The organism is Affinundibacterium seohonense (assembly GCF_014284305.1).
In the GTDB taxonomy this organism is placed as follows: Bacteria; Pseudomonadota; Gammaproteobacteria; order Burkholderiales; family Burkholderiaceae_D; genus Undibacterium; species Undibacterium seohonense.
Genome location: NZ_JACOFW010000001.1, coordinates 414,696 through 435,259, shown reverse-complemented (window position 1 = coordinate 435,259; position 20,564 = coordinate 414,696). Strand labels below are relative to the sequence as shown.

Annotated in this window: 24 protein-coding genes; 15 read left to right on the top strand and 9 right to left on the bottom strand. The window is 46.0% G+C overall.

Features of this window, described 5'->3' with window-relative positions; genetic code table 11:
- Window positions 1-78 precede the first annotated feature (78 nt).
- Window positions 79-471, top strand: coding sequence for a hypothetical protein (locus H8K52_RS01875; protein WP_186920831.1), 393 nt, complete (start codon window positions 79-81; stop codon window positions 469-471).
- A gap of 9 nt (window positions 472-480) precedes the next feature.
- On the opposite strand, the gene smpB is transcribed toward H8K52_RS01875, so the two are convergent.
- Window positions 481-930 carry an SsrA-binding protein SmpB gene (gene smpB / locus H8K52_RS01870; protein ID WP_186920829.1) on the bottom strand — a complete coding sequence of 150 codons (450 nt, stop codon included), beginning with the start codon at window positions 928-930 and terminating at the stop codon, window positions 481-483.
- 135 nt (window positions 931-1,065) lie between these two features.
- On the opposite strand from smpB, the gene H8K52_RS01865 reads away from it, so the two are divergent.
- Window positions 1,066-1,500, top strand: coding sequence for a type II toxin-antitoxin system RatA family toxin (locus tag H8K52_RS01865; RefSeq protein WP_186920827.1), 435 nt, complete (start codon window positions 1,066-1,068; stop codon window positions 1,498-1,500).
- Entirely contained in the window at window positions 1,490-1,813 is a 324-nt protein-coding gene (locus tag H8K52_RS01860; RefSeq protein WP_186920825.1) for an RnfH family protein, read from the top strand. The genes H8K52_RS01865 and H8K52_RS01860 overlap by 11 nt, the downstream gene beginning before the upstream one ends.
- An 11-nt stretch (window positions 1,814-1,824) precedes the next feature.
- Here H8K52_RS01860 and H8K52_RS01855 read toward each other — a convergent pair whose 3' ends face one another.
- Window positions 1,825-2,331: a DUF4124 domain-containing protein gene (locus H8K52_RS01855; protein WP_186920823.1), complete on the bottom strand. Its 507-nt coding sequence runs from the start codon at window positions 2,329-2,331 to the stop codon at window positions 1,825-1,827.
- A 124-nt stretch (window positions 2,332-2,455) separates the two neighbouring features.
- Between H8K52_RS01855 and guaB the strand changes: the two genes are divergently transcribed.
- The 12 genes from guaB (at window position 2,456) to H8K52_RS01795 (ending at window position 14,799) form a co-directional block, all read left to right on the top strand.
- A complete protein-coding gene (guaB, locus tag H8K52_RS01850; protein ID WP_186920821.1) occupies window positions 2,456-3,916 on the top strand; it encodes an IMP dehydrogenase in 1,461 nt (486 codons plus the stop codon).
- 53 nt (window positions 3,917-3,969) lie between these two features.
- Window positions 3,970-5,019 carry a GGDEF domain-containing protein gene (locus H8K52_RS01845; protein ID WP_186920819.1) on the top strand — a complete coding sequence of 350 codons (1,050 nt, stop codon included), beginning with the start codon at window positions 3,970-3,972 and terminating at the stop codon, window positions 5,017-5,019.
- Between the two features lie 14 nt (window positions 5,020-5,033).
- A complete protein-coding gene (gene guaA / locus H8K52_RS01840) occupies window positions 5,034-6,626 on the top strand; it encodes a glutamine-hydrolyzing GMP synthase (RefSeq protein ID WP_186920817.1) in 1,593 nt (530 codons plus the stop codon).
- A gap of 166 nt (window positions 6,627-6,792) precedes the next feature.
- Window positions 6,793-7,428 (top strand): 7-carboxy-7-deazaguanine synthase, encoded by a 636-nt coding sequence (gene queE / locus H8K52_RS01835; protein WP_186920815.1) that lies wholly within the window; start codon window positions 6,793-6,795, stop codon window positions 7,426-7,428.
- 75 nt (window positions 7,429-7,503) lie between these two features.
- Window positions 7,504-7,947 (top strand): 6-carboxytetrahydropterin synthase QueD, encoded by a 444-nt coding sequence (queD, locus tag H8K52_RS01830; RefSeq protein WP_186920813.1) that lies wholly within the window; start codon window positions 7,504-7,506, stop codon window positions 7,945-7,947.
- 7 nt (window positions 7,948-7,954) lie between these two features.
- Window positions 7,955-8,482, top strand: a complete 528-nt coding sequence (gene tadA / locus H8K52_RS01825; RefSeq protein ID WP_186920811.1) for a tRNA adenosine(34) deaminase TadA — start codon at window positions 7,955-7,957, stop codon at window positions 8,480-8,482.
- Window positions 8,483-8,525: 43 nt separating this feature from the next.
- Window positions 8,526-9,443, top strand: a complete 918-nt coding sequence (locus H8K52_RS01820) for an LD-carboxypeptidase (protein WP_186920809.1) — start codon at window positions 8,526-8,528, stop codon at window positions 9,441-9,443.
- A 23-nt stretch (window positions 9,444-9,466) separates the two neighbouring features.
- Window positions 9,467-10,645: an acetyl-CoA C-acyltransferase gene (locus tag H8K52_RS01815; RefSeq protein WP_186920807.1), complete on the top strand. Its 1,179-nt coding sequence runs from the start codon at window positions 9,467-9,469 to the stop codon at window positions 10,643-10,645.
- 42 nt (window positions 10,646-10,687) lie between these two features.
- The gene (locus H8K52_RS01810; protein WP_186920805.1) at window positions 10,688-11,143 is read left to right on the top strand and encodes a PaaI family thioesterase; all 456 of its coding nucleotides are present in this window, start codon (window positions 10,688-10,690) and stop codon (window positions 11,141-11,143) included.
- Window positions 11,144-11,361: 218 nt separating this feature from the next.
- Window positions 11,362-12,366: an NADP-dependent oxidoreductase gene (locus H8K52_RS01805; protein ID WP_186920803.1), complete on the top strand. Its 1,005-nt coding sequence runs from the start codon at window positions 11,362-11,364 to the stop codon at window positions 12,364-12,366.
- Window positions 12,367-12,390: 24 nt separating this feature from the next.
- Window positions 12,391-12,819: a GNAT family N-acetyltransferase gene (locus H8K52_RS01800; protein ID WP_186920801.1), complete on the top strand. Its 429-nt coding sequence runs from the start codon at window positions 12,391-12,393 to the stop codon at window positions 12,817-12,819.
- Window positions 12,820-12,912: 93 nt separating this feature from the next.
- Complete coding sequence (locus tag H8K52_RS01795) at window positions 12,913-14,799, top strand: MFS transporter (RefSeq protein ID WP_186920799.1); 1,887 nt, start codon at window positions 12,913-12,915, stop codon at window positions 14,797-14,799.
- A 79-nt stretch (window positions 14,800-14,878) separates the two neighbouring features.
- Here the strand turns inward: H8K52_RS01795 and H8K52_RS01790 are convergent, their stop codons facing one another.
- Genes H8K52_RS01790 through H8K52_RS01760 form a run of 7 tightly spaced genes read right to left on the bottom strand, consistent with a single transcriptional unit; the run spans window position 14,879 to window position 20,563 of the window.
- Window positions 14,879-15,304, bottom strand: a complete 426-nt coding sequence (locus tag H8K52_RS01790; protein WP_186920797.1) for a nuclear transport factor 2 family protein — start codon at window positions 15,302-15,304, stop codon at window positions 14,879-14,881.
- Window positions 15,305-15,339: 35 nt separating this feature from the next.
- Window positions 15,340-16,131 carry an SDR family NAD(P)-dependent oxidoreductase gene (locus tag H8K52_RS01785; protein ID WP_186920795.1) on the bottom strand — a complete coding sequence of 264 codons (792 nt, stop codon included), beginning with the start codon at window positions 16,129-16,131 and terminating at the stop codon, window positions 15,340-15,342.
- Complete coding sequence (locus H8K52_RS01780) at window positions 16,131-16,670, bottom strand: DUF3833 domain-containing protein (RefSeq protein WP_222613642.1); 540 nt, start codon at window positions 16,668-16,670, stop codon at window positions 16,131-16,133. The genes H8K52_RS01785 and H8K52_RS01780 overlap by 1 nt, the downstream gene beginning before the upstream one ends.
- Entirely contained in the window at window positions 16,667-17,950 is a 1,284-nt protein-coding gene (locus H8K52_RS01775) for an MFS transporter (protein WP_186920793.1), read from the bottom strand. Before H8K52_RS01775 ends, H8K52_RS01780 begins: the two co-directional genes overlap by 4 nt.
- A complete protein-coding gene (locus tag H8K52_RS01770; protein WP_222613641.1) occupies window positions 17,947-18,516 on the bottom strand; it encodes a chalcone isomerase family protein in 570 nt (189 codons plus the stop codon). The genes H8K52_RS01775 and H8K52_RS01770 overlap by 4 nt, the downstream gene beginning before the upstream one ends.
- Complete coding sequence (locus H8K52_RS01765) at window positions 18,516-19,727, bottom strand: SAM-dependent methyltransferase (RefSeq protein ID WP_186920791.1); 1,212 nt, start codon at window positions 19,725-19,727, stop codon at window positions 18,516-18,518. The genes H8K52_RS01770 and H8K52_RS01765 overlap by 1 nt, the downstream gene beginning before the upstream one ends.
- Before the next feature lie 26 nt (window positions 19,728-19,753).
- On the bottom strand, window positions 19,754-20,563 hold the full coding sequence (locus H8K52_RS01760) for a DUF1365 domain-containing protein (RefSeq protein WP_186920789.1): 810 nt from the start codon (window positions 20,561-20,563) through the stop codon (window positions 19,754-19,756).
- Window position 20,564 lies beyond the last annotated feature (1 nt).

The window sequence follows — 20,564 nt, the reverse complement described above, 5'->3', positions numbered from 1 at the left end:
ACTTTGCGCATAAAATGCCGAATAATTTATCGTGCTTCCTGTCGCCACGCACGGAAATGATTTATCTCAAGGTCTATCGTGAGTTTTATAAATAGTAAAAGAAATTTGCTGCTGTTGATCGCTTTCCTCATGTGCGATCAAGCACACGCTTGGCCACAACAAATTCGTCATTCTCAATTCAATAAGAATGCCGAAGCACAAGATGTTCAATCGCGAGAATTGCCAGTATTAAAAAATTCGCGCCTTTCTCGACTGCAAAGCAAGAAAACGGATGAAGATCAAGTCGCAGAAAAAAATGCGCAAGAAAAGCGTCGAGAAATCCTGCGCTCGACATTTAATTTAAGAAAAAATGAACGCCCTTTGGAAAGGGCGAATCGGCTAAGTCCAGAGGAAAGAATTGCCTTAAGAAGACAAATTCGCCAAGCAAGAATTGATATCTATCAGCGACGGATCGAGAGTAAAGATGAATAGCTCTACGATTTAGCGCCGATGTTGCTTCATAATTTTTTGTTGTTCGCGTTGCCAGTCACGTTCTTTCTCTGTTTCGCGTTTGTCGTGTTGCTTTTTGCCTTTGGCTAAGCCTATCTGACATTTGACGCGACCATTTAAATAGTGCATGTTTAGCGGCACCATTGTGTAGCCAGAGCGCTCAACTTTTCCGATCAGTTTTTTAATTTCCTCTGCATGCAGAAGTAATTTTCGGGTTCTGACGGAATCAGGATGTATGTGAGTCGATGCGGTCGGTAATGCTCCAATGTGCGCACCAAATAAGAAGATTTCTCCACCTTTGATAATCACATAGGCTTCTTTTAATTGCACGCGACCAGCGCGGATGGCTTTAACTTCCCAACCCTGTAACACAATTCCGGCTTCAAACTGTTCTTCTATGAAAAAGTCGTGAAAAGCTTTTTTATTATCTGCAATACTCATGCTGCTCTCATGCTAATTTTATTTATACTTGTGGTGACTTCAAGATCGATGAAGGGCAATTTTGCGCTTAATCCCCGTGAAGAGCGGTGTTTCAGTTAAAATTCGGTTTGTGATCATACCAAATGACTTGAGATAATGGCAGTCGTCAAAAAAAACGTTCTTGTATCCTTTAGTGTCGAGCAAATGTTCGCACTTGTTGAAAAAGTAGAAGACTATCCCTTATTTCTGCCTTGGTGTGGTGGTGTTAGTGTCGCTGAGCGAACTGATACACAACTGAAAGCAACATTATCCATCAATTATCACGGCATCAAACAAAGTTTTACTACGCAGAATTTGAATTCACCGCCGTATCGTATGGAAATGCATCTGGTAGATGGTCCATTCAAGCAGCTTCAAGGTTGCTGGACGTTCACCGCGCTACGAGCCGACGCCTGCAAAATTGAGTTTGACTTGCGATATGAGTTTTCTAGTAAATTGCTGGAGCATTTAATTGGCCCAGTATTTAGTAAGATCACCAATAGCTTTGTCGATGCTTTTTGTGAAAGGGCCGAACAAGTCTATGGATCATAGTCTCTCACGTTCGAAGATACCCCTGACTATTTGTTATGCACCGGCCGATGTGTCGCCGCTGTTAATAGTACTTGAAGTCGCAGAGCATTCGAGTATCGCTCAAGTACTAGCAAGTCTACCTGAGCCATATTTTTCTGAGGTTAAGAGTCAACTTTTGCTACAAAGCGCATGTGCAATTTTTGGCAAGAAAAAAAACAACGATTACATTGTGTCGGCAGGAGATCGCTTAGAAATTTGTCGCCCTTTGAAAGCTGATCCTATGAGTGCTCGCCGACGCCGGGCCAAACGCGAGCACAAATCAGGAAAAATGTGAGTTGAAATAGCTTACCGACAGTTGGTTAGTGCCTTGGTTACGTCTGCCAACTCTTTTGCTCGTTGCGCCTCATCTAGGGGCATGCGTTCGCCTTCTTTGCTGCGTGTCATAATTAACGCACCTTCATCCAAAGACTGTTTGTAAGATTTGGCACGTTCGCAGTTTTTTGCTTTTGCGTCGGCATTTTGTTTATCTGCCTCGGCTTTTCTTTCTGCTTCTTCGCGAGCTAATTTGCGTTTATTAAAATCCTCGTTTTGGCTTGCTAGGGTTACTGGCTTCTCTAGTTTATTTGTTTCGCTTTTCACATTGGCCTCAGATGGTGCATTCGTTTCCGCACCTCGTACCTTGCCGGCTGGTGTTTTAATGATTTTGTCGCGAGGTACCGATTTTGGTGGTGGGGTGTCGGAATATTGCTTAATGCCTTTATCGTTTAGCCAAATGTATTGTGCCATTGCGATGTTGGATAGTATCAACGAGGCGATAAAACTCGATAATAAAAAGGTGCGATTTTTTTGCATGATTTGCTCGATTTGATATGAGGTGAGGCATTATTTTCTTATGAAATTAGAAGGAGTTTTACACGGAACGAGACGGATCGGCAAGTTTTCTGTATAATTTACTTTTGCGCCTATAGGAAATACTATGCGTCTCCTCCAAAAAGCACTCACTTTCGATGATGTGTTACTCGTTCCAGCTTACTCAAATATTCTCCCAAAAGACACGTCTCTTGCGACGAATTTGACTCGCAACATTAAACTGAATATACCTTTAGTATCCGCCGCAATGGATACCGTGACAGAGGCGCGCTTAGCGATTGCCATGGCACAGGAAGGTGGTATCGGGATTATTCATAAGAATTTGACCCCTAAAGAGCAGGCTCGTGAAGTCGCGAAAGTCAAGCGTTTTGAGTCTGGTGTGTTGCGTGATCCTATCACGATCGCCCCAACCACGACGATTCGCGACGTGATTGCGTTAAGTCAACAGCACGGCATTAGCGGTTTTCCTGTGGTCGAAGGCAAAACGGTCGTGGGTATTATTACTAACCGAGATTTGCGCTTTGAGCAAGAATTAGATGCGGAAGTTCGCGCCAAAATGACGCCGCGTGAAAAATTAGTTTATGTGACAGAGGGTGATGATTTAAGTGAAGCAAAACGCTTAATGAATAAGCATCGCTTGGAGCGAGTTCTAGTCGTAGATGAGGCTTTCGAGCTTCGCGGCTTGATTACAGTGAAAGATATTCAAAAGTCGACAGAGCATCCTTTTGCTTCCAAAGATAGTTTGGGTAAATTACGCGTTGGTGCAGCTGTTGGTGTAGGTGCTGACAATGATGAACGTATCGATTTGCTAGCCAAGGCTGGCGTCGATGTGATTGTGGTCGATACTGCACATGGTCATTCAAAAGGCGTACTTGATCGTGTTCGTTGGGTTAAAACCAATTATCCGCACATCGAAGTCATCGGCGGCAATATCGCAACTGCCGCCGCTGCATTGGCGTTAGTTGAGCACGGTGCGGATGCTGTGAAAGTGGGCATTGGTCCTGGTTCAATTTGCACAACACGGATTGTTGCTGGCGTGGGTGTGCCACAAATTACCGCGATCGCGAATGTTGCTGATGCACTGCGTGGTACTGGTGTGCCATGTATCGCCGACGGCGGTATTCGTTTTTCTGGAGATGTTTCAAAAGCTTTAGCTGCCGGTGCTTCGACTGTCATGATGGGCAGTATGTTTGCGGGAACTGAAGAAGCACCAGGTGAAGTGATTTTATTCCAAGGCCGTAGTTATAAGTCTTATCGTGGCATGGGTAGTTTAGGTGCGATGGCAGATGGTTCTGCAGATCGTTACTTTCAAGATGCAGCCAATAATGCAGATAAGTTAGTGCCTGAAGGAATTGAAGGTCGCGTGCCATACAAAGGCAGTGTGCTGGCGATTTTGTATCAAATGGTCGGTGGGGTGCGGTCTTCCATGGGATATTGTGGCTGCGCATCGATCCAGGATTTGCATGATAAGGCTGAGTTCGTTGAGATCACTTCGGCTGGCATGCGCGAGTCGCACGTTCATGATGTACAAATCACGAAAGAGGCGCCAAATTACCGCGCTGAATAAGTAAGGTTTAATTCCGAGTTGTTAGAACCAGTGTCTTAAATACGGAGCATGCAATGGCGACACCAGTAGAAGGCGCTAGTCGTATGGATTTGTTTTTGGATGGAGCAGGAAATTCTCGTACCGATCCTGATAAGTACGAAGTAAAAATTGCACGGTTCGAACGGCTTGGTATTCACTTATTTAGTGTTGCTAATTGTATTGTTAGTTTTGGTAATTTACGTGAGCGATTTGATCGTAGTGAGCAATCGATGGTGTCCATCGAGGCAGCCTTCTGTGACATGCTCGGGTTCTGCGACCAGATACGCGTTTTTAATAATTTACACTTCGAAGAAATGTATTCGGATCACCCATCGGTAAAGGGCGATCCGAATATTGTATTTTGTGCTCAGCATCCTTTGTTTGATGTACATGATCAATGTGTAGGCTGCATCTATTTAATTGATTATGTCGAACATGTCTTTGACGATCAGTCACGTCTATTATTGGCGGATCTGGCGGTCATGGTTGAACGTGAATTACTGATGGGTGCGTTGAAGTTACAATACTCGGAACTGGTAAAACAGGTTCGTAATTTGAAACGAGATGCACTCTTGGATCCCGTCCTCGGTATGTGGAACCGCGCAGCGATCACACGCTCTTTAGGATTGGAGTTAGAGCGTTGCCAAAAAGCGGAAAAACCACTTTCGCTTTTGTATATTAGTACTAATCAGTATCAGAGTTTAAAAGAGCGTTTTGGCGGTAGTATTAGTGATGGTTTTTTGCTGAAAGTCGCGAGCCGTATGCGTTCATGCATCCGCCCATTTGATGCTTTAGGACGCTTCGATAGTGATGCATTTTTGATCGTATTGCCTGGTGCATCGAATTTAGTGGCTGCTGCAGTTGCGGAGCGGATTCGTTTAACGGTGATTGCGCGTTCTGAGTTAATAGAAGATGAAAGTTTGGACATTTCTATCAGTGTCGGAATTGCGTCAAGTAGCGTATTTTCCAATGTGACCCCGGAAATTTTGGTGGCGAATGCAGAAAAAGCTTTGCTCAGTGCGCAACGTCTAGAAAGTAATAGTATCGTTCAAGCAGAGTCCGAATCGCTTGATATTTCCCTTTGATGATTTTAAAAAATATGCATTCAAAAATCCTTATCCTCGACTTTGGTTCCCAAGTCACACAATTGATCGCTCGTCGCGTTCGTGATGCTGGCGTGTTTTCTGAAGTATTTCCTTACGATGTCAGCGATGAGTTCATTCGCAACTATGGTGCTGCTGGCATTATTTTATCTGGTGGCCCAAGCAGTGTGACTGAAGGTGATACTCCACGCGCACCATTGGCTGTATACGATGCAGGCGTGCCAGTTCTCGGTATTTGCTATGGTATGCAAACGATGGCGGAACAACTCGGTGGTAAAGTTGAAAATGGCAAGGTACGTGAGTTTGGTTACGCTGAAGTGCGCGCCCGTAGCCATACGAAATTATTAGATGGTATCAATGATTTCGTGACACCTGAAGGTCACGGCATGCTCAAAGTCTGGATGAGTCACGGCGATAAAGTCAATGAAATGCCAGCAGGTTTCAAATTAATGGCATCCACCGATAATTGTCCGATCGCGGCGATGGCTGACGAAGATCGTCGTTTTTATGCCGTGCAATTCCATCCAGAAGTGACTCACACGATACAAGGCGAAGCGATTATTGGCCGTTTTGTGCATGATATTTGTGGCTGCAAATCTGACTGGAATATGCCGGATTACATCTCCGAAGCTGTAGCATCGATTCGCGCTCAAGTTGGCGACGATGAAGTAATTCTCGGATTGTCTGGTGGTGTTGATAGTAGTGTTGCTGCTGCTTTGATCCATCGCGCGATTGGTGATAAATTAACTTGCGTGTTTGTCGACCATGGACTGTTACGTCTCGATGAAGGCAAGATGGTCATGGAAATGTTCGCTGAAAATCTGGGTGTTAAAGTCATCCACGTTGATGCCACAGCCCAATTCATGGGACATCTGGCTGGTGTCACCGATCCAGAAGCAAAACGTAAAATTATTGGCCGCGAATTTGTCGAAGTATTCCAAGTTGAATCTGGCAAACTCAAAAATGCAAAATGGTTGGCGCAAGGCACGATTTATCCAGACGTGATCGAAAGCGCTGGTAAGGGCAAGAAGGGTTCTCACACAATTAAGAGTCATCACAATGTCGGTGGTTTGCCAGATACTTTGAATCTGAAATTGTTAGAACCATTGCGTGAATTGTTTAAAGACGAAGTACGCAAACTCGGTGTGGCCTTAGGTTTGCCGCATAGCATGGTGTATCGTCATCCGTTCCCAGGTCCAGGTTTGGGCGTACGTATCTTGGGTGAAGTGAAAAAAGATTTCGCCGACCTGCTGCGCCGTGCTGATGCAATCTTCATCGAAGAGTTGCGTAATACTTATGTTGATCCACAAGCTGAAAAACCACAAACTTGGTATGACGCCACGAGTCAGGCATTTGCGGTATTCTTGCCAGTCAAATCGGTTGGTGTAATGGGCGATGGCCGCACTTATGAATATGTTGTCGCTTTGCGCGCGGTTCAAACGCAAGACTTCATGACTGCACACTGGGCACATTTGCCGCATGAGCTGTTGGGTAAAGTGTCGAATCGTATTATTAATGAAGTGCGTGGGATTAATCGTGTTGTTTACGATATTTCCGGAAAGCCGCCGGCGACAATAGAATGGGAATAATTTCGTTGCATTCATAAATCCGTCATTTGGGCGCATCGCGTTGTTGCCAATGCGCGCAATATTGACATATTGCTGTGCTTGGCGCCTAGCGCTGCATCCCAACTGACGCATTTCTGAACGCATCGAAGCTCCATAGAGTTCATAAAAATTCGACTGAAAGTACTACGTGAGCTACAGCATCAAAGAAATTTTTTATACTTTACAGGGCGAGGGCACGCATGCTGGGCGGCCTGCTGTGTTTTGCCGTTTTGCTGGTTGTAATTTGTGGACTGGCCGCGAAGAGGATCGTAGCTCGGCTGTTTGCCAGTTTTGCGATACCGATTTCGTCGGAACCGATGGCGAAGGCGGTGGTAAATTTAAGACGCCGCAGGCTGTTGCTGCGCGTATTAATGCTTTGTGGCCTGACACACATGCGGCGACTAAATTTGTCGTGTTCACTGGTGGTGAGCCTTTATTGCAATTGGATGAGGCTTTAATCGATGCGATGCACGATGTAGGTTTTGAGATTGCGATAGAAACCAATGGCACGATAGAAGTACCTACGGGTGTCGATTGGATTTGCGTGAGCCCCAAAATGGGCTCGCAACTTGTGGTTCGCAAGGGCGATGAGTTGAAGGTGGTGATTCCGCAATTGGGGCAAGACTTGAAGGCTTATGAAGCGCTTGATTTTAAGCACCATTATCTGCAAGCGATGGATGGTCCTTTGTTGCAGGATAATCTGCATAAAGCAATCGATTATTGCAAAGCCAACCCAAAATGGAAATTGAGTTTGCAGACGCATAAATTGCTGCAAATCCCTTAAATAATTATTTTTTTATTGGTCGTCGTTTTGGATGTCAACTGACATCAAACCAGACCTTATGTACACAGGCAATACATGTTAACCATTACCAGAAAAGTAGAATTCGACACCGGACATCGGATTCCCGATCACAATAGCCAATGCCGCAATTTGCATGGGCATCGCTATACCTTGCTGATTACCTTGACTGGTGATGTCGTTGAAAAAGACGGCGAATCTGACAACGGTATGATCATGGATTTTGGTGATATCAAAGCACTAGCCAATAAACATCTGGTGGATCTTTGGGATCACGCGTTTATCGTCTACGAGAAAGATACAGTCGTTCGTCAATTTTTAGAAAGTATGCCGGGTCACAAAACTGTTGTGATTGATCGCGTGCCTACCGTGGAAAATCTGGCAAAGATTGCATTCGATATGCTAAAAGACGTCTATCACGATCGCTACGGTCGTCATTTGTCATTGACTAAAATTACCTTATACGAAACGCCAAATTGTTGGGCGGAGATTGACGGTTAAGTAAGAGATGTCGATTGTGTCCAACTCGGCAGCGATATCTACAAGTCCAGATGAGTTTTTCATGCGTGAAGCCATCGCACAAGCTCATCTCGCATGGCAAGCTGGTGAGGTTCCAGTAGGTGCTGTCGTAGTCAAAGACGGTCAAGTCATTGCACGTGGTTTTAATCAGCCGATAGGCACACACGATCCGACTGCACATGCTGAAGTTGTCGCGATGCGCGCGGCGGCTGAGGTCATTGGTAATTATCGTCTTCCCGGCTGTGAGCTTTATGTGACGCTCGAACCTTGCGTCATGTGTTCTGGCGCCCTCATGCACGCACGCTTTTCCCGCATAATTTTTGGTGCCCATGATTTCAAGACCGGCGCATGTGGCTCTATCGTCGATTTATTCAAAGAAGAAAAGCTGAATCATCACGCTGAGGTTGTCTCAGGTGTATTGGCAGACGAATGCGTGCAAGTTCTCAAGGATTTTTTTGCTGAGCGTCGTCGTGCCGCGGTAGAATCGCGTACCCAGTCAGGCAATCTCGGCGAGTGATACGCAATATCAATCGCTGATTACAGAATATGAGACACTAGCGATGCCCATTTCTTTTCCCAAAACACTTCCTGAGCATCCTTGCATCGCCATCGTAGCGCCCAGTGGTGCAGCCTTAGATGATACCAATATTGATGCAGGCTTAGATTCGCTCAGAAATGCTGGCTTTAATGTGATCAACTACTACCAACATGCGGATCGTTTCGAACGATTTGGTGCGACTGACCAAATGCGTTTAACCCAACTGCACACCGCCATTGACCATCCCGAAGTTGATATCGTGATGGCTTTACGCGGTAGTTATGGCGTGTCACGCATATTGCCAGATATCGATTTGCAGAAGACTGCAAGCAGCGGCAAATGGCTGGTTGGTTATAGTGACTTCAATGCCCTGCAATTGGCGATGTTAGCGAAGACGAATACAGCGAGTTTGTGTGGTCCTATGCTGTGTAACGATTTCACCCGCGATGAATTGCGTCCATTTACCCAGCACCAATTTTTACAGGCTTTGCGCGAACGTAAAACGGATCTGGAATTTGAGACTGATCAAAGTGCCGATTTAAATCTCGAAGGCACTTTGTGGGGCGGAAATTTAGCGATGATTTGCCATCTGCTTGGAACCGAGTATTTCCCACACGTTGAAGGCGGTATCTTGTTTGTTGAAGATATCGCAGAGCATCCTTACCGTGTCGAGCGTATGTTATTGCAACTTCACATGGCGGGTGTATTAGCGAAACAAAAGGCAATCGTGTTGGGCAATTTCTCAGCTTACCGTTTGGCACCGCAAGACAATGGTTATGATTTTGCAGCAATGTTGAAATTTTTACGTTCGACCATTGCGACTCCGATTATTACGGGACTTCCATTCGGTCATTGCGATGATAAAGCCAGCTTGATGCAAGGTTCAACAGCACGCCTCATGGTCACAGACGCGCAAGTAAGGCTCACAGCAGAATACTAATCAATTAAAAAATCGGAGACAAGATGACAGACGCAGTGATCGTCGCGACAGCGCGAACCGGATTAGCAAAGTCATGGAAAGGTGCGTTCAATATGACGCACGGCGCGAGTATGGCCGGACCAACACTAGCAGCGGTAATGAGCAGAGCTCGGCTAGACCCTCCCGAAATTGAAGATGTGATGGTTGGCTGCGCCTTTCCAGAGGGCGCAAATGGTCGCAATATTGCACGTCAAATTGCCCTACGTGCTGGCTGTCCGGTGACTGTTCCTGGAATTACGATTAATCGCTATTGTTCGTCGGGATTGCAATCCATTGCTTTGGCAGCGCAACGCGTGATCTCGGGTGAAGTCGATATCGTCGCAGCAGGTGGCGTTGAGTCTATCTCTTGTGTGCAAAATGAGATGAATAAACACATGCTCAGTGATCCTTGGTTACAACAGCATAAACCACAAGTGTATATGCCTATGCTAGAGACTGCGGAGATTGTCGCCAAGCGTTATCAGATTTCACGCGAACGGCAGGACGAATATGGCGTGCGCAGTCAACAACGCGCTAGCGCAGCCCTGGCAGCGGGTTTATTTGATGCCGAAATTATTCCTGTAATGACGACGATGCGGGTGACCGATAAGGAAACGGGCGAACAGTATTTGCGCGAGGTGACGATTTCAGCGGATGAAGGCATACGGGCTGGGACAACTTTGGAGGCCGTTTCTAAAATCAAAACAGCCTTGCCCGATGGCGTGATCACCGCTGGTAATGCCAGTCAATTTTCAGATGGCGCGGCAATGACCATCGTCATGAATGCCCAAGTGGCCGAGCGCAAAGGCTTGCAGCCATTAGGCGTATTTCGTGGCTTTGCCGTCGCGGGCTGTGAACCTGACGAGATGGGTATAGGCCCTGTACTCGCGATTCCTAGGTTACTCAAACGTGCTGGTTTAACGGTGGACGATATCGGTCTATGGGAGCTTAATGAAGCGTTTGCTGTGCAAGTATTGTATTGCGCGGACAAACTGGGTATTCCGATGGATCGTTTAAACGTGAATGGTGGCGCGATCGCAGTTGGTCATCCTTATGGCGTTTCTGGTGCCCGCTTAACGGGACATGCGTTGTTAGAGGGCAAACGTCGTGGCGTGAAATATGTGGTTGTCACCATGTGCATCGGCGGCGGGCAGGGTGCCGCTGGACTGTTTGAAGTTTTATAAACGCGTTTTTGCGTTAGCTAATTTATTTTGATGATTAAAAAGATGTCTGATTCGACCAAAAATTCTAGTGTGATTTCTCAAATTGAAAACCCCTTCCTCGATTATCTCGGCATCGTTTCAGGTGAGATGAAAGAGGGCAAAGCGAATTTGTCTTTGGATCTGCATCACCACCACATGAACAGCTGGCAAATCACGCATGGCGGGGTCTTAATGACTCTGCTTGACGTCGTGATGGCAATGGCGGGACGCTCTTTACATGATGATCAGAAAGGTGTGGTTACCGTTGAGATGAAAACTACGTTTCTGCAGCCTGGCGGCATTGTGGGCGGGCGTCTCGAAGCACGCAGTGTCGCTTTTCATCAATCGACCACCATGTGTTTTTGCGATGGTGAAATCTGGAGTGGCGACAAATTAGTGGCAAAGGCGATGGGGACGTACAAATATTTGCGTAGTCTGAAATCGAAAGCTGGTTTGGTGAAGATGGGTGGTAGTGATTAAGTTTGAATTTTTTTGTTGTTTCTTAGGGCGGGTGCGACCCGCGCCGCCAGAACGTAGTGTATCCGTAAACATCTTACAATCAGCGCAGCTTGCAACTACTCTACAAAAGTTGAAGCGATCATTTTGTTCTATCTGAATTACCGTCAGAGCTTGCTTTGACTCTTCAACCCTTCTTCCGCATGCCCTGGAAGTGAATGTAAAAACAGGAAAAACTAAATATGACTGACCATTTTCAACGCATCGTTTTGGCCTCACGTCCAATTGGTGAAGTAACGCCAAATAATTTTCGTTTGGAGTCTGTTCCTGTTCCAACGATCAATGACGGCCAAGTCCTGATCCGTAACCATTTCCTCTCGCTCGATCCCTACATGCGTGTTCGCATGGACGACGTGAAAAATTATGCTGCACCACAAGCCCTAAACGAAACCATGATTGGTGGCACGGTAGGCGAAATTGTCGCTAGCAAAAATCCACAATTTCAGATTGGTGACAAGGTTATCGGCATGATGGGCTGGGCAGAAATGGGAGTCTCTGACGGAGCACTATTGCACAAACTTGATACCACGCATATTCCCTTATCTGCCTATCTCGGTGCGGTGGGTATGCCGGGCATGACCGCTTGGTATGGATTGACTCAAATCATGCAAGCAAAAGAGGGCGAGACAATTGTAGTTTCAGCGGCAAGTGGTGCCGTTGGTAGTGTGGTCGGACAACTTGCGAAATTGCGTGGTTGCCGTGCCGTTGGTATCGCTCGCGGTGCGGAAAAATGTAGGTATGTGGTCGATGAGTTGGGTTTTGACGCTTGCGTTGATTACAAAGCTGGAGATTTGGAGCAACAACTCGCATCGGCAACGCCGGATGGTATTGATGCGATTTTCGAAAATGTTGGTGGAGCTAGTTTTGATGCTTGCTTAGCCCGTGTGAATCCGTTTGCCCGGATTGCCCTTTGTGGCATGATTGCAGGCTATGACGGTGGTGACATGGCGATACAGAACGCGCGGATTTTACTCAGTATGCGCGTGACTTTGCGCGGGTTTATTATTTCCGAACATCTTGATTTGTGGCCGCAAGGCTTGAAAGAATTAGGCTTGTTGGTCGCACAAGGTAAGTTAAAATTTAGAGAAAGTATTGCGCCTAACTTAGCCACTGCGCCAGAAGCGTTTATCGGTCTGCTGAAAGGCAAAAATCTTGGCAAACAATTAGTGCGTTTGATTCCAGAATAACTGGCAAAAGACAAAGAGATCAATATGGATACGAATATTCAAATAAAACTCGGCGAATGGTCAGAATTACAGGCTGATGCGCAAGCCGTGCGCACGGCCGTATTCGTCGATGAACAAAAAATCCCAGCCGAGCTCGAATGGGATGTGATGGATGCACAATGCCTGCACGCGGTTGCTTACGATTCGCAAGGCAAGCCGATAGGCACAGGGCGTCTTTTGCCAGATGGTCACATTGGTCGCATGGCTGTCTTGAGTACTGCACGCAGTTGTGGAGTCGGCGCAGAGATCTTACGTCAGTTAATGGCGCAAGCAAAAATGCGCGGTATGCATGCCGTGCAATTGAATGCGCAAATTTCGGCTGAACCATTTTATCAGCGCGAAGGATTTAATCGCGAAGGCGAATTATTTATGGAAGCCGGTATTCAACACGTGCATATGAACAAATCACTGTAAATTTTCGTGCATTAAAAAATAAGCCAATTCCAAAGCTAATTACTTTAGAATTGGCTTTTTTGTTAATGGTCGCTTTTGCGAGTCTATTCTGACATGAGCCAACATAGCCAATTCACCCTATTGAAAGAGCGTCGCTTTGCGCCGTTTTTTTGGACGCAGTTTTTTGGGGCATTTAACGATAACGTCTTCAAAACAGCCTTGCTCACAGTCTTGACCTACGATGCTTTGACTTGGACAACGATGGAAGTTGGCTTGTTGAATAATCTCATTCCAGGTTTGTTTATTTTGCCCTTCGTTTTATTTTCTGCGACCTCGGGTCAATTAGCTGATAAGTTTGAAAAGGGAAAAGTTGCGCGCTACGTTAAATTGCTAGAGATAGTCATTATGGCGATCGCGGCTTATGGCTGGATGACTAAAAACATATGGATTTTGGTTGCTGCTGTCGCCGGCATGGGTATTCATTCGACCTTGTTTGGTCCCGTCAAGTACGCTTATTTGCCACAACATTTGCGTTCGGATGAGTTAGTCGGTGGTAATGGTGTAATTGAAATGGGCACCTTCGTTGGTATTCTTTTAGGTGAAATTTTAGGCGCCATGTTGGTCGTGCATAAACCTTGGGGCGTTGAACTGGTCGCTGGCGGATGTATTTTGATTGCGGTTTTGGGTTGGTTGTTTAGCTTACGCATTCCTGCCTCACCAGCACCCGTGCCCGATTTGAATATCAATTGGAATCCAGCCACTGAAACAGTACGTAACATTAGTTTTAGTAGAAAAAATCGTCCGGTTTTTCTCTCCCTATTAGCGAATTCTTGGTTTTGGTTTTATGGTGCGATCTTGCTCGCGCAATTCCCTCTTTACGCTAAAGATTATCTCCACGGTGATCACAGTGTTTTCGTTTTATTGTTGACGATTTTTTCTTTTGGTATTGGCGCAGGCTCTTTGTTGTGTGAACGATTGTCCGGACACAAGGTTGAAATTGGTTTGGTTCCATTCGGTGCAATCGGCTTATCGATCTTTGGATTTGATTTGTATTTGTCGAGTTTGATGTACACGAATACGGCAGCAGTGACAGCGATGAGTTTTCTCGATCAAGTCGGTAGCTATAAAATCTTGTTCGATATTTTTATGATTGGTATTTTTGGTGGTTTGTATATCGTGCCTTTGTTTGCATTGATTCAAACGCGTTGCGATCCGCAACATTTGTCGCGTACGATTGCCGGTATGAACATCATGAATGCCTTATTCATGGTCGTGGCAGCATTGGCTGCAATGCTGATGTTGAAGCAAGGATTCACGATTCCACAAATTTTCATGGCAACCGCGATTTTAAATGCCTTGGTGGCGATCTATATTTTTAGTGTGGTGCCAGAATTTTTGATGCGCTTTGTCGCATGGATTCTGATTCATACCGTGCATAGAGTGAAAGGCGTCAACGTCGATAAAATTCCAGCTGAAGGCGCTGCGGTGTTGGTTTGTAATCACGTCAGTTACATGGATGCGATCGTCATCATGGCATACAGCCCACGCCCAATTCGCTTCGTGATGGATCACAATATCTTTAAGATTCCATTTCTATCTTGGGTGTTCCGCACCGCAAAAGCGATCCCGATTGCCCCAGCAAAAGAGAATCCATGGCTCATGGAAAAATCCTTTATTGACGTCGCCCAAGCTTTGCATGAAGGAGATTTGGTTTGCATTTTTCCAGAAGGAAAACTGACTCGCGATGGTGAAATTAATGAGTTTAAAGGCGGTGTGATGAAGATCGTCGAACGGACTCCCGTTCCAGTGATTCCTATGGCCTTGCGTGGTTTGTGGGGAAGTCTGCTGTCGCGCGATAAAGGTAATCCATTTCATCGCTCATTCCGCCGTGGCCCATTTTCGCGCTTGGAATTAATCGTCGGTGAACCGCAAGATCCGGACAAGATTTCACCTGAAGGTTTGCAGCAACAGGTGAAGGAATTGCGTGGGGATTGGAAGTAAAAAGTTGTACGAATTATTGATAAAGCGAAACGCCCTGAACAAGTCATTCAGGGCGTTTTCTTTTGAAAAATTATGCGTCTTAGGTCTGTACCCTAAACCGCCGCCGCAACCATCCAACCAATCCCCCGATAATCGGCAATTTTTCCCACAACTCTTCCGCAGCATCCCAATAATCACGGTGGTCGGTGATTAATCCATTCTCATTAAACGTGAGCATAGATCCACCTTTGACGATATAGCTTTTACCGCGTAAACCGAAGTGGAATTCCCATGTGAGAAAAGCTTTTGATCCTTGCTCGATGACCTCATCAAATATGAATTTAGGATACTGCGTCGTGCTGAACATGTGTTCGAAAATTGCTTGGATCGCAGGGATACCCTGAACCTCGTTGAATGGATCTTTGAAACGTGCATCTTCGCTATAAAAAGTGGCGATGTTTTTTAGGCTAGTTGGGCTGAGATTGGCGTACCAGCCCATGATGTTTTGTACTTGCGGTGTCGTCATTTTTTAACTCGTGATGGTTATTTTGAGCGATTAGCTTAGGCGATCACAAAGCGCCGTATCAGCGCAAATCGCCAGCGGTAGGGCAACATCTGCATTAACTTTAATCCCATGGTAAATCGCTTGGGGAAATGGATTTCAAAATCACCGTCGGCGATTCCGGCGAGTATCGCTTGTGAAGCTTGCTCTGGCGTTTGTAACGCCGGCATGGCGAAATCATTTTTGCTGGTGAGTTCGGTACTGACAAAACCGGGATTGACCAAGTACACATTGATATTTTTCTCGTGTAAATCACTGTATAGCAACTCGGTCAGGTTGATCAAAGCTGCCTTGCTTGGTCCATACACGCTGGCATTTGGCAAACCCAAATAGCCGGCGACACTGGCAAGTATTGCTAACCCGCCGCTGCCGCGCTTAATCATGTTTGGCAAAACAGTTTGTAATCCGTGATAAACACTTTCCAAATTGATCTTGAGAGTGTCCGCAGCGTCATTGGCATCGACTTCCCAGCTACGTTCAGGTTGGTATTTTGCGGCGCAAAAAATAACCAAATCAATGCTAGGAAATTTATCTTGCAATTGCGCACTCGCATGTTGCCAGGCGTTTTGGTCAGCAACATCAAATGCCAAAATGTGCGCCTGTGGGTGCGCGTTTGCCACCGCCTCTAAATTGCCTTGACGTCTCGCGGACAGGATTACATTTGCGCCTTGTACTAGTAGTGCTTTGGCGAGCGCTGCACCGATGCCACTAGATGCACCAATAATCCAAATCGTTTGATTGTGCCAATCACGCACCGGGCGATTGAGCGGCTGCAAGAATGGGAGTCGCATCATCCTCTCCGACGGAAAAATAAAGTGACTTCACCGACTTCAAAGCCAAATTTATTCATTTTGGTGCGATTGATCATGGTGTTGTCATCGATCAGGTACATCCAATCATCCATCGCCATTTCGTAGATGCTGCCATCGACGGGTAGCAGTAAAGTGTATTGCCACTTCAATGCGTTGCCTGCGATCTCACCGATGGCTTCACCTTTGACGTCATCCGCTTTGCCTATCCAGCGACCATCTGTGTTTTTACGTAAGCGCCAGATACGTTGTTGTTTGCTGCCATCGTCATACACAAAACGTTCGTCGAGAACTAATTCGTCACCGATTTTTTTGGTGTCGATGACGACATTAAATCGTTTGACGACCGCCCCATTTCTTTGTTGGAACATGCCCCATGCATCGGTCGTGCCGAGGAAGAATTTCTCTAAGTCGAGCTGAGGTTTGACGTCTTTATAGTGATTGACGTCGGTGATGGCACAGGCGCTGAGCAAAAATGTCAATGACACTGCGCCAAGGGCGAGAAGGATTTTTTTGATCATGATGGAATGCTCTTAGAAAAATGACGAAGTAAAAAGAGCGCGATCAACTTGAAAGCGCAGGGGAGGACTGCATAAGTGAAAGTCAATGCCATTAAGCCACTCGCTTGGTTTACCTGACTGGGTTGGTAACTGAGAATTGCGAGCAAGGAAAGGCTGAGTCCGGCTAAGGCGAGAGTGAATTTTCCTATCAAAGACCAGAGACCAAAATAAGCCCCCATATTGTCTTTGTCATTCACCACCAGAGTGAGCAAAACTGGTGGTAGAGCTAAATCCGCACCAAGCGCAAAACCTGAGGCGATGCAGACCAATAAGAATGCATAATCATCACCGGAGCCGAGCAAACTGGCGCCAATAAAACTCAAGACCGCAATCAGCATACCTAGCTGCCAGGATCGATGTGCGCCGATGCGCTTCGCTAAGCGTATCCACAACGGCAGACCACATGCGCCTGCGATAAAGTACGAGGATAAAAAGAGGCCAGTTTTTTCGGGCGCTTGAATTCTGTCATTGATAAAAAACAGAATCAGACTGGCTGGAATAGCAACCGATAAAGAGTTAAAGAAATAGATGCGTAAAAGGGCGACGAATCGGGGATTTTTGAGCAAAGTGCGAAGTGCGATGAGGGCGTGTTTACTGCGCTGCAAGGGCTTGATAGCACCGACCAACAGGGCACAAACGGCGATCCCGACCAAAACGGCAAAGCCGATTGCATATTGGCTTAATTGTGTTGCGGCAGTGTTTTTGTCTTGCAGAATTATCCAACTTGGGATGACACTTGAGAGGATCACACCGATCATGCCAAATGCTTCGCGCCACGCCGATGCGCCAAGTAGTTGATGGTATGAAGCCTTATCGTCGCCATCTTCTGTTGTTCCTTTACTCTCAAGACTTGAACCCCATGCCAAGTAGGCGATATTGAGCATACTGTGTGCGGTGTAGGCGAGACTGAGCATGACACCTAACCAGATCAGTAACATGGTATTAGAATCCCGCGCAAATGCTGGCGGCAACCACAGGCCGGTAAATGTCAAACAAAGTAAGGCTGCGGAAATGATGATCCAAATGCGATTGCTGCATCCAAATTTATCGATCAGTTGGCCAATAAATGGATCTTGAACAGTGTCAAACATGCGCGCGAAAAATAACACCAAACCCGTGCTAGCTAAAGGTAGACCAAGCTGCGCTGTGTAGTAATTAGGAATCTGCACATACACGGGCAAGGCCGCCATCGCTAAGGGCAGTCCAAGTAATCCATAAAAAATCAGCGCTGAGATCTTCACATTGTTGAACCAGTTATTGCCGCTGAGGATTTATTGTTGCCCAATAATTGTTGACGCAGATTACTGTCTTTCGTACGCGGATCTAACCAAATTGAGAAGAAGGCATTAGCAAACGCCTCGTCAGGAATTTCGGCCAATAGAGTTTGTTGGCTGTAAAAGCGGCAGCCCATGCCTGGCAAATAAACGCCAATCAATTGGTCGCCAGACTTCACATCAATAAAAGCTTTTTCCATGTACTGGCGCCACATGCCCAATTTTTCAGCATTGTATTTGCTGCCGTGTAAGCGCTTGATTTCATCAATGCTGGAATCGACAAATCGTTCACGACTGATGGACTTGTTGTAGGTGATTTCCAAAGCAAAACTCGCGCTTTGATCGAGACCGCCATCTTTATTCGGAGTCTGTTGCCAAATTTTTGCAGTGTAAATCGAAAATCCCCACCAACGAAACTCACCTCCACCTAGCATTTTTGCTTGCGGTAAATGTTGCTTCCAAGTTTGTGCGCTGGCAATGCCGGTAAATAGCATTACCGACGCTAAAAAGATGATTTTAAGATAGGCGCGCATCATGAATTTTTCTGTAATAGGAATTGAAAAACATCGGTACGGCCTTCGTCAAAGCCAGCCTCGCAGTAGGAAAAATACAGTTGCCAGATTCTTTGGAATGCAGTGCCGAAACCTAAGCCGTGAATGCCGTCGATATTGTTTTCAAAGTCATGATTCCATCGACGCAGGGTTTCGGCATAATCTTTACCGAAGGCATATTGGTCGCGAGTCTGTAAGCCATGCTGTTGCGCGAGTTGCACGAAACGCGGTGGGCTAGGGAGCATGCCGCCCGGAAAAATGTATTGCTGAATAAAATCGGTGCCGCTGCGATAGCGTTCGAAGCGCGCCTCATCGATGGTGATGGTTTGAATCAAGGCCTTGCCACCAGCTTTGAGGCGTTGATTGACGGTCTTGAAATAGATGGGCCAATATTCTTCACCCACCGCTTCGAACATTTCAATCGAGACGATCGCATCGTAGCTTCCTTCGAGATCACGATAATCGCAAAGCTCAAGCTTCACCAAATCTTGGCGTTCAAGTTGCTTAATACGCTGCTCTGCAATTTCCAATTGTGAGGGCGAAATCGTCACACCATGCACGTGGATGCCGCGTGAGGATGCATGTTCTGCGAAGCCGCCCCAGCCGCAGCCAATTTCTAAAACGCGATCACCTTCTTTTAGTCCGAGTACATCGATAATGCGCTGATACTTGCGATACTGCGCTTCTTGCAAACTGATTTGATAATCGCCATAGAAAATCGCACTTGAATACGTCCAGCTTGCATCTAGCCATAACTGATAAAAGGAATTGCCGATATCGTAGTGGGCATGGATATTTTTGCGACTGCCTTTGCGCGTGTTTGGTCGAAGTAGATGTTTGAGCTTGTACCATAAGCCCATTAATTTACCGCCAAAAATTGCCTTATCTAAGGCACTGTCATTTTGAATCGCTAAGCGAAGTAGGGCGGTCAGATCACTTGTACTCACCCATCCAGCTTCATAACATTCCGCAAAACCGATGTCGCCGCCTTGCATAATTTTTCTGCAAGCTTGCCAATCGTGAATCGTCAAAATAACCGATTGTGCGACTTGTTGATCGCCGAACTTTAGAACCTCACCAGTGGGCGTGACTATGTGCAAATTGCCGTGTTGAATCTTGCTAAGCATGCGGAGAAAAAGCTTGGCGCTGGCTGGCATTGCAGATGAATTAATCGCGTTAGAATCCTTAGTCATTTCGCTAGTTGTACTTGGAATTGAACTCACTTTGTCTGCTCCTGTTTTATCGTTTTGCCAGTCGTGATTTGTTGATTAGTAAAGTGAACCTGACGCCGAAAAGGCACTTTTTTTAGCCATAAATGTAGGGCGTGCCAATGAATTCTGAAGAACACACCAAAGGTCAAAAATGGTTGCTTGGCTAATGCACTCATTAAATGTCTAGTCGTGAGTTGTTGCGGTTTGCCTATGATCGCTGTTTGAATCAGCAAGCCTTGCTCATCGTAGTAGTCGATATTCACGTTGATTTTTTTACTGGTTTCAGTAAATTTAAATTGATAGTGACCTTTCACCTCACAAAATGGTGACACGTGCATCATTTTTGTGCTGATTAACTGAGTATCAGCATCGATAACCGCATTATCAGCCGCCTTTAATAAATAGAAATGATGCTGGCCAAACGTATTGTTTACTTCGGCTAAGATGGCGATCAACTGAGATAACTTGTCGTAGCAATACCAAATACTGATCGGGTTAAATGCATAGCCAAAGACGCGCGGAAAACTCAGTAATTCTATTTTATCGATATGCGGAACTTGGTGCGTCTGTAACACGCTCTGTATCCAAAGTTTCAGATCTGAGCCATCGCGCGGTCCGTAGTCTTTGGTATGAATTGAGATGGGTCTCCAACAATTAACGCCGAATAACATGCCCTTTGGCAGTGCAGCAGAAGTGGCATCGACATCATTTAGCGCATCAAGATCAAGCTTTAGCATGAATACTGGATAAACGAACCTGTGCTTCACTGGTCGTAGTCGCTGGTGCATCACTAAAGCTTGAATGAGGGAAGATGCCATT

Excerpts from the sequence above, each read along its gene's own strand:
- H8K52_RS01860 (WP_186920825.1), top strand. The coding sequence starts at position 1,490 with ATGGATCATAGTCTCTCACGTTCGAAGATACCCCTGACTATTTGTTAT.
- smpB (WP_186920829.1), bottom strand. The coding sequence starts at position 930 with ATGAGTATTGCAGATAATAAAAAAGCTTTTCACGACTTTTTCATAGAA.
- H8K52_RS01855 (WP_186920823.1), bottom strand. The coding sequence starts at position 2,331 with ATGCAAAAAAATCGCACCTTTTTATTATCGAGTTTTATCGCCTCGTTG.
- H8K52_RS01795 (WP_186920799.1), top strand. The coding sequence starts at position 12,913 with ATGAGCCAACATAGCCAATTCACCCTATTGAAAGAGCGTCGCTTTGCG.
- H8K52_RS01845 (WP_186920819.1), top strand. The coding sequence starts at position 3,970 with ATGGCGACACCAGTAGAAGGCGCTAGTCGTATGGATTTGTTTTTGGAT.
- H8K52_RS01785 (WP_186920795.1), bottom strand. The coding sequence starts at position 16,131 with ATGCGACTCCCATTCTTGCAGCCGCTCAATCGCCCGGTGCGTGATTGG.
- tadA (WP_186920811.1), top strand. The coding sequence starts at position 7,955 with ATGTCGATTGTGTCCAACTCGGCAGCGATATCTACAAGTCCAGATGAG.
- H8K52_RS01800 (WP_186920801.1), top strand. The coding sequence starts at position 12,391 with ATGGATACGAATATTCAAATAAAACTCGGCGAATGGTCAGAATTACAG.
- H8K52_RS01770 (WP_222613641.1), bottom strand. The coding sequence starts at position 18,516 with ATGCGCGCCTATCTTAAAATCATCTTTTTAGCGTCGGTAATGCTATTT.
- H8K52_RS01790 (WP_186920797.1), bottom strand. The coding sequence starts at position 15,304 with ATGACGACACCGCAAGTACAAAACATCATGGGCTGGTACGCCAATCTC.
- queD (WP_186920813.1), top strand. The coding sequence starts at position 7,504 with ATGTTAACCATTACCAGAAAAGTAGAATTCGACACCGGACATCGGATT.
- H8K52_RS01780 (WP_222613642.1), bottom strand. The coding sequence starts at position 16,670 with ATGATCAAAAAAATCCTTCTCGCCCTTGGCGCAGTGTCATTGACATTT.
- H8K52_RS01865 (WP_186920827.1), top strand. The coding sequence starts at position 1,066 with ATGGCAGTCGTCAAAAAAAACGTTCTTGTATCCTTTAGTGTCGAGCAA.
- H8K52_RS01760 (WP_186920789.1), bottom strand. The coding sequence starts at position 20,563 with ATGGCATCTTCCCTCATTCAAGCTTTAGTGATGCACCAGCGACTACGA.
- H8K52_RS01820 (WP_186920809.1), top strand. The coding sequence starts at position 8,526 with ATGCCCATTTCTTTTCCCAAAACACTTCCTGAGCATCCTTGCATCGCC.
- guaB (WP_186920821.1), top strand. The coding sequence starts at position 2,456 with ATGCGTCTCCTCCAAAAAGCACTCACTTTCGATGATGTGTTACTCGTT.
- H8K52_RS01765 (WP_186920791.1), bottom strand. The coding sequence starts at position 19,727 with ATGACTAAGGATTCTAACGCGATTAATTCATCTGCAATGCCAGCCAGC.
- H8K52_RS01810 (WP_186920805.1), top strand. The coding sequence starts at position 10,688 with ATGTCTGATTCGACCAAAAATTCTAGTGTGATTTCTCAAATTGAAAAC.
- H8K52_RS01805 (WP_186920803.1), top strand. The coding sequence starts at position 11,362 with ATGACTGACCATTTTCAACGCATCGTTTTGGCCTCACGTCCAATTGGT.
- guaA (WP_186920817.1), top strand. The coding sequence starts at position 5,034 with ATGCATTCAAAAATCCTTATCCTCGACTTTGGTTCCCAAGTCACACAA.
- H8K52_RS01815 (WP_186920807.1), top strand. The coding sequence starts at position 9,467 with ATGACAGACGCAGTGATCGTCGCGACAGCGCGAACCGGATTAGCAAAG.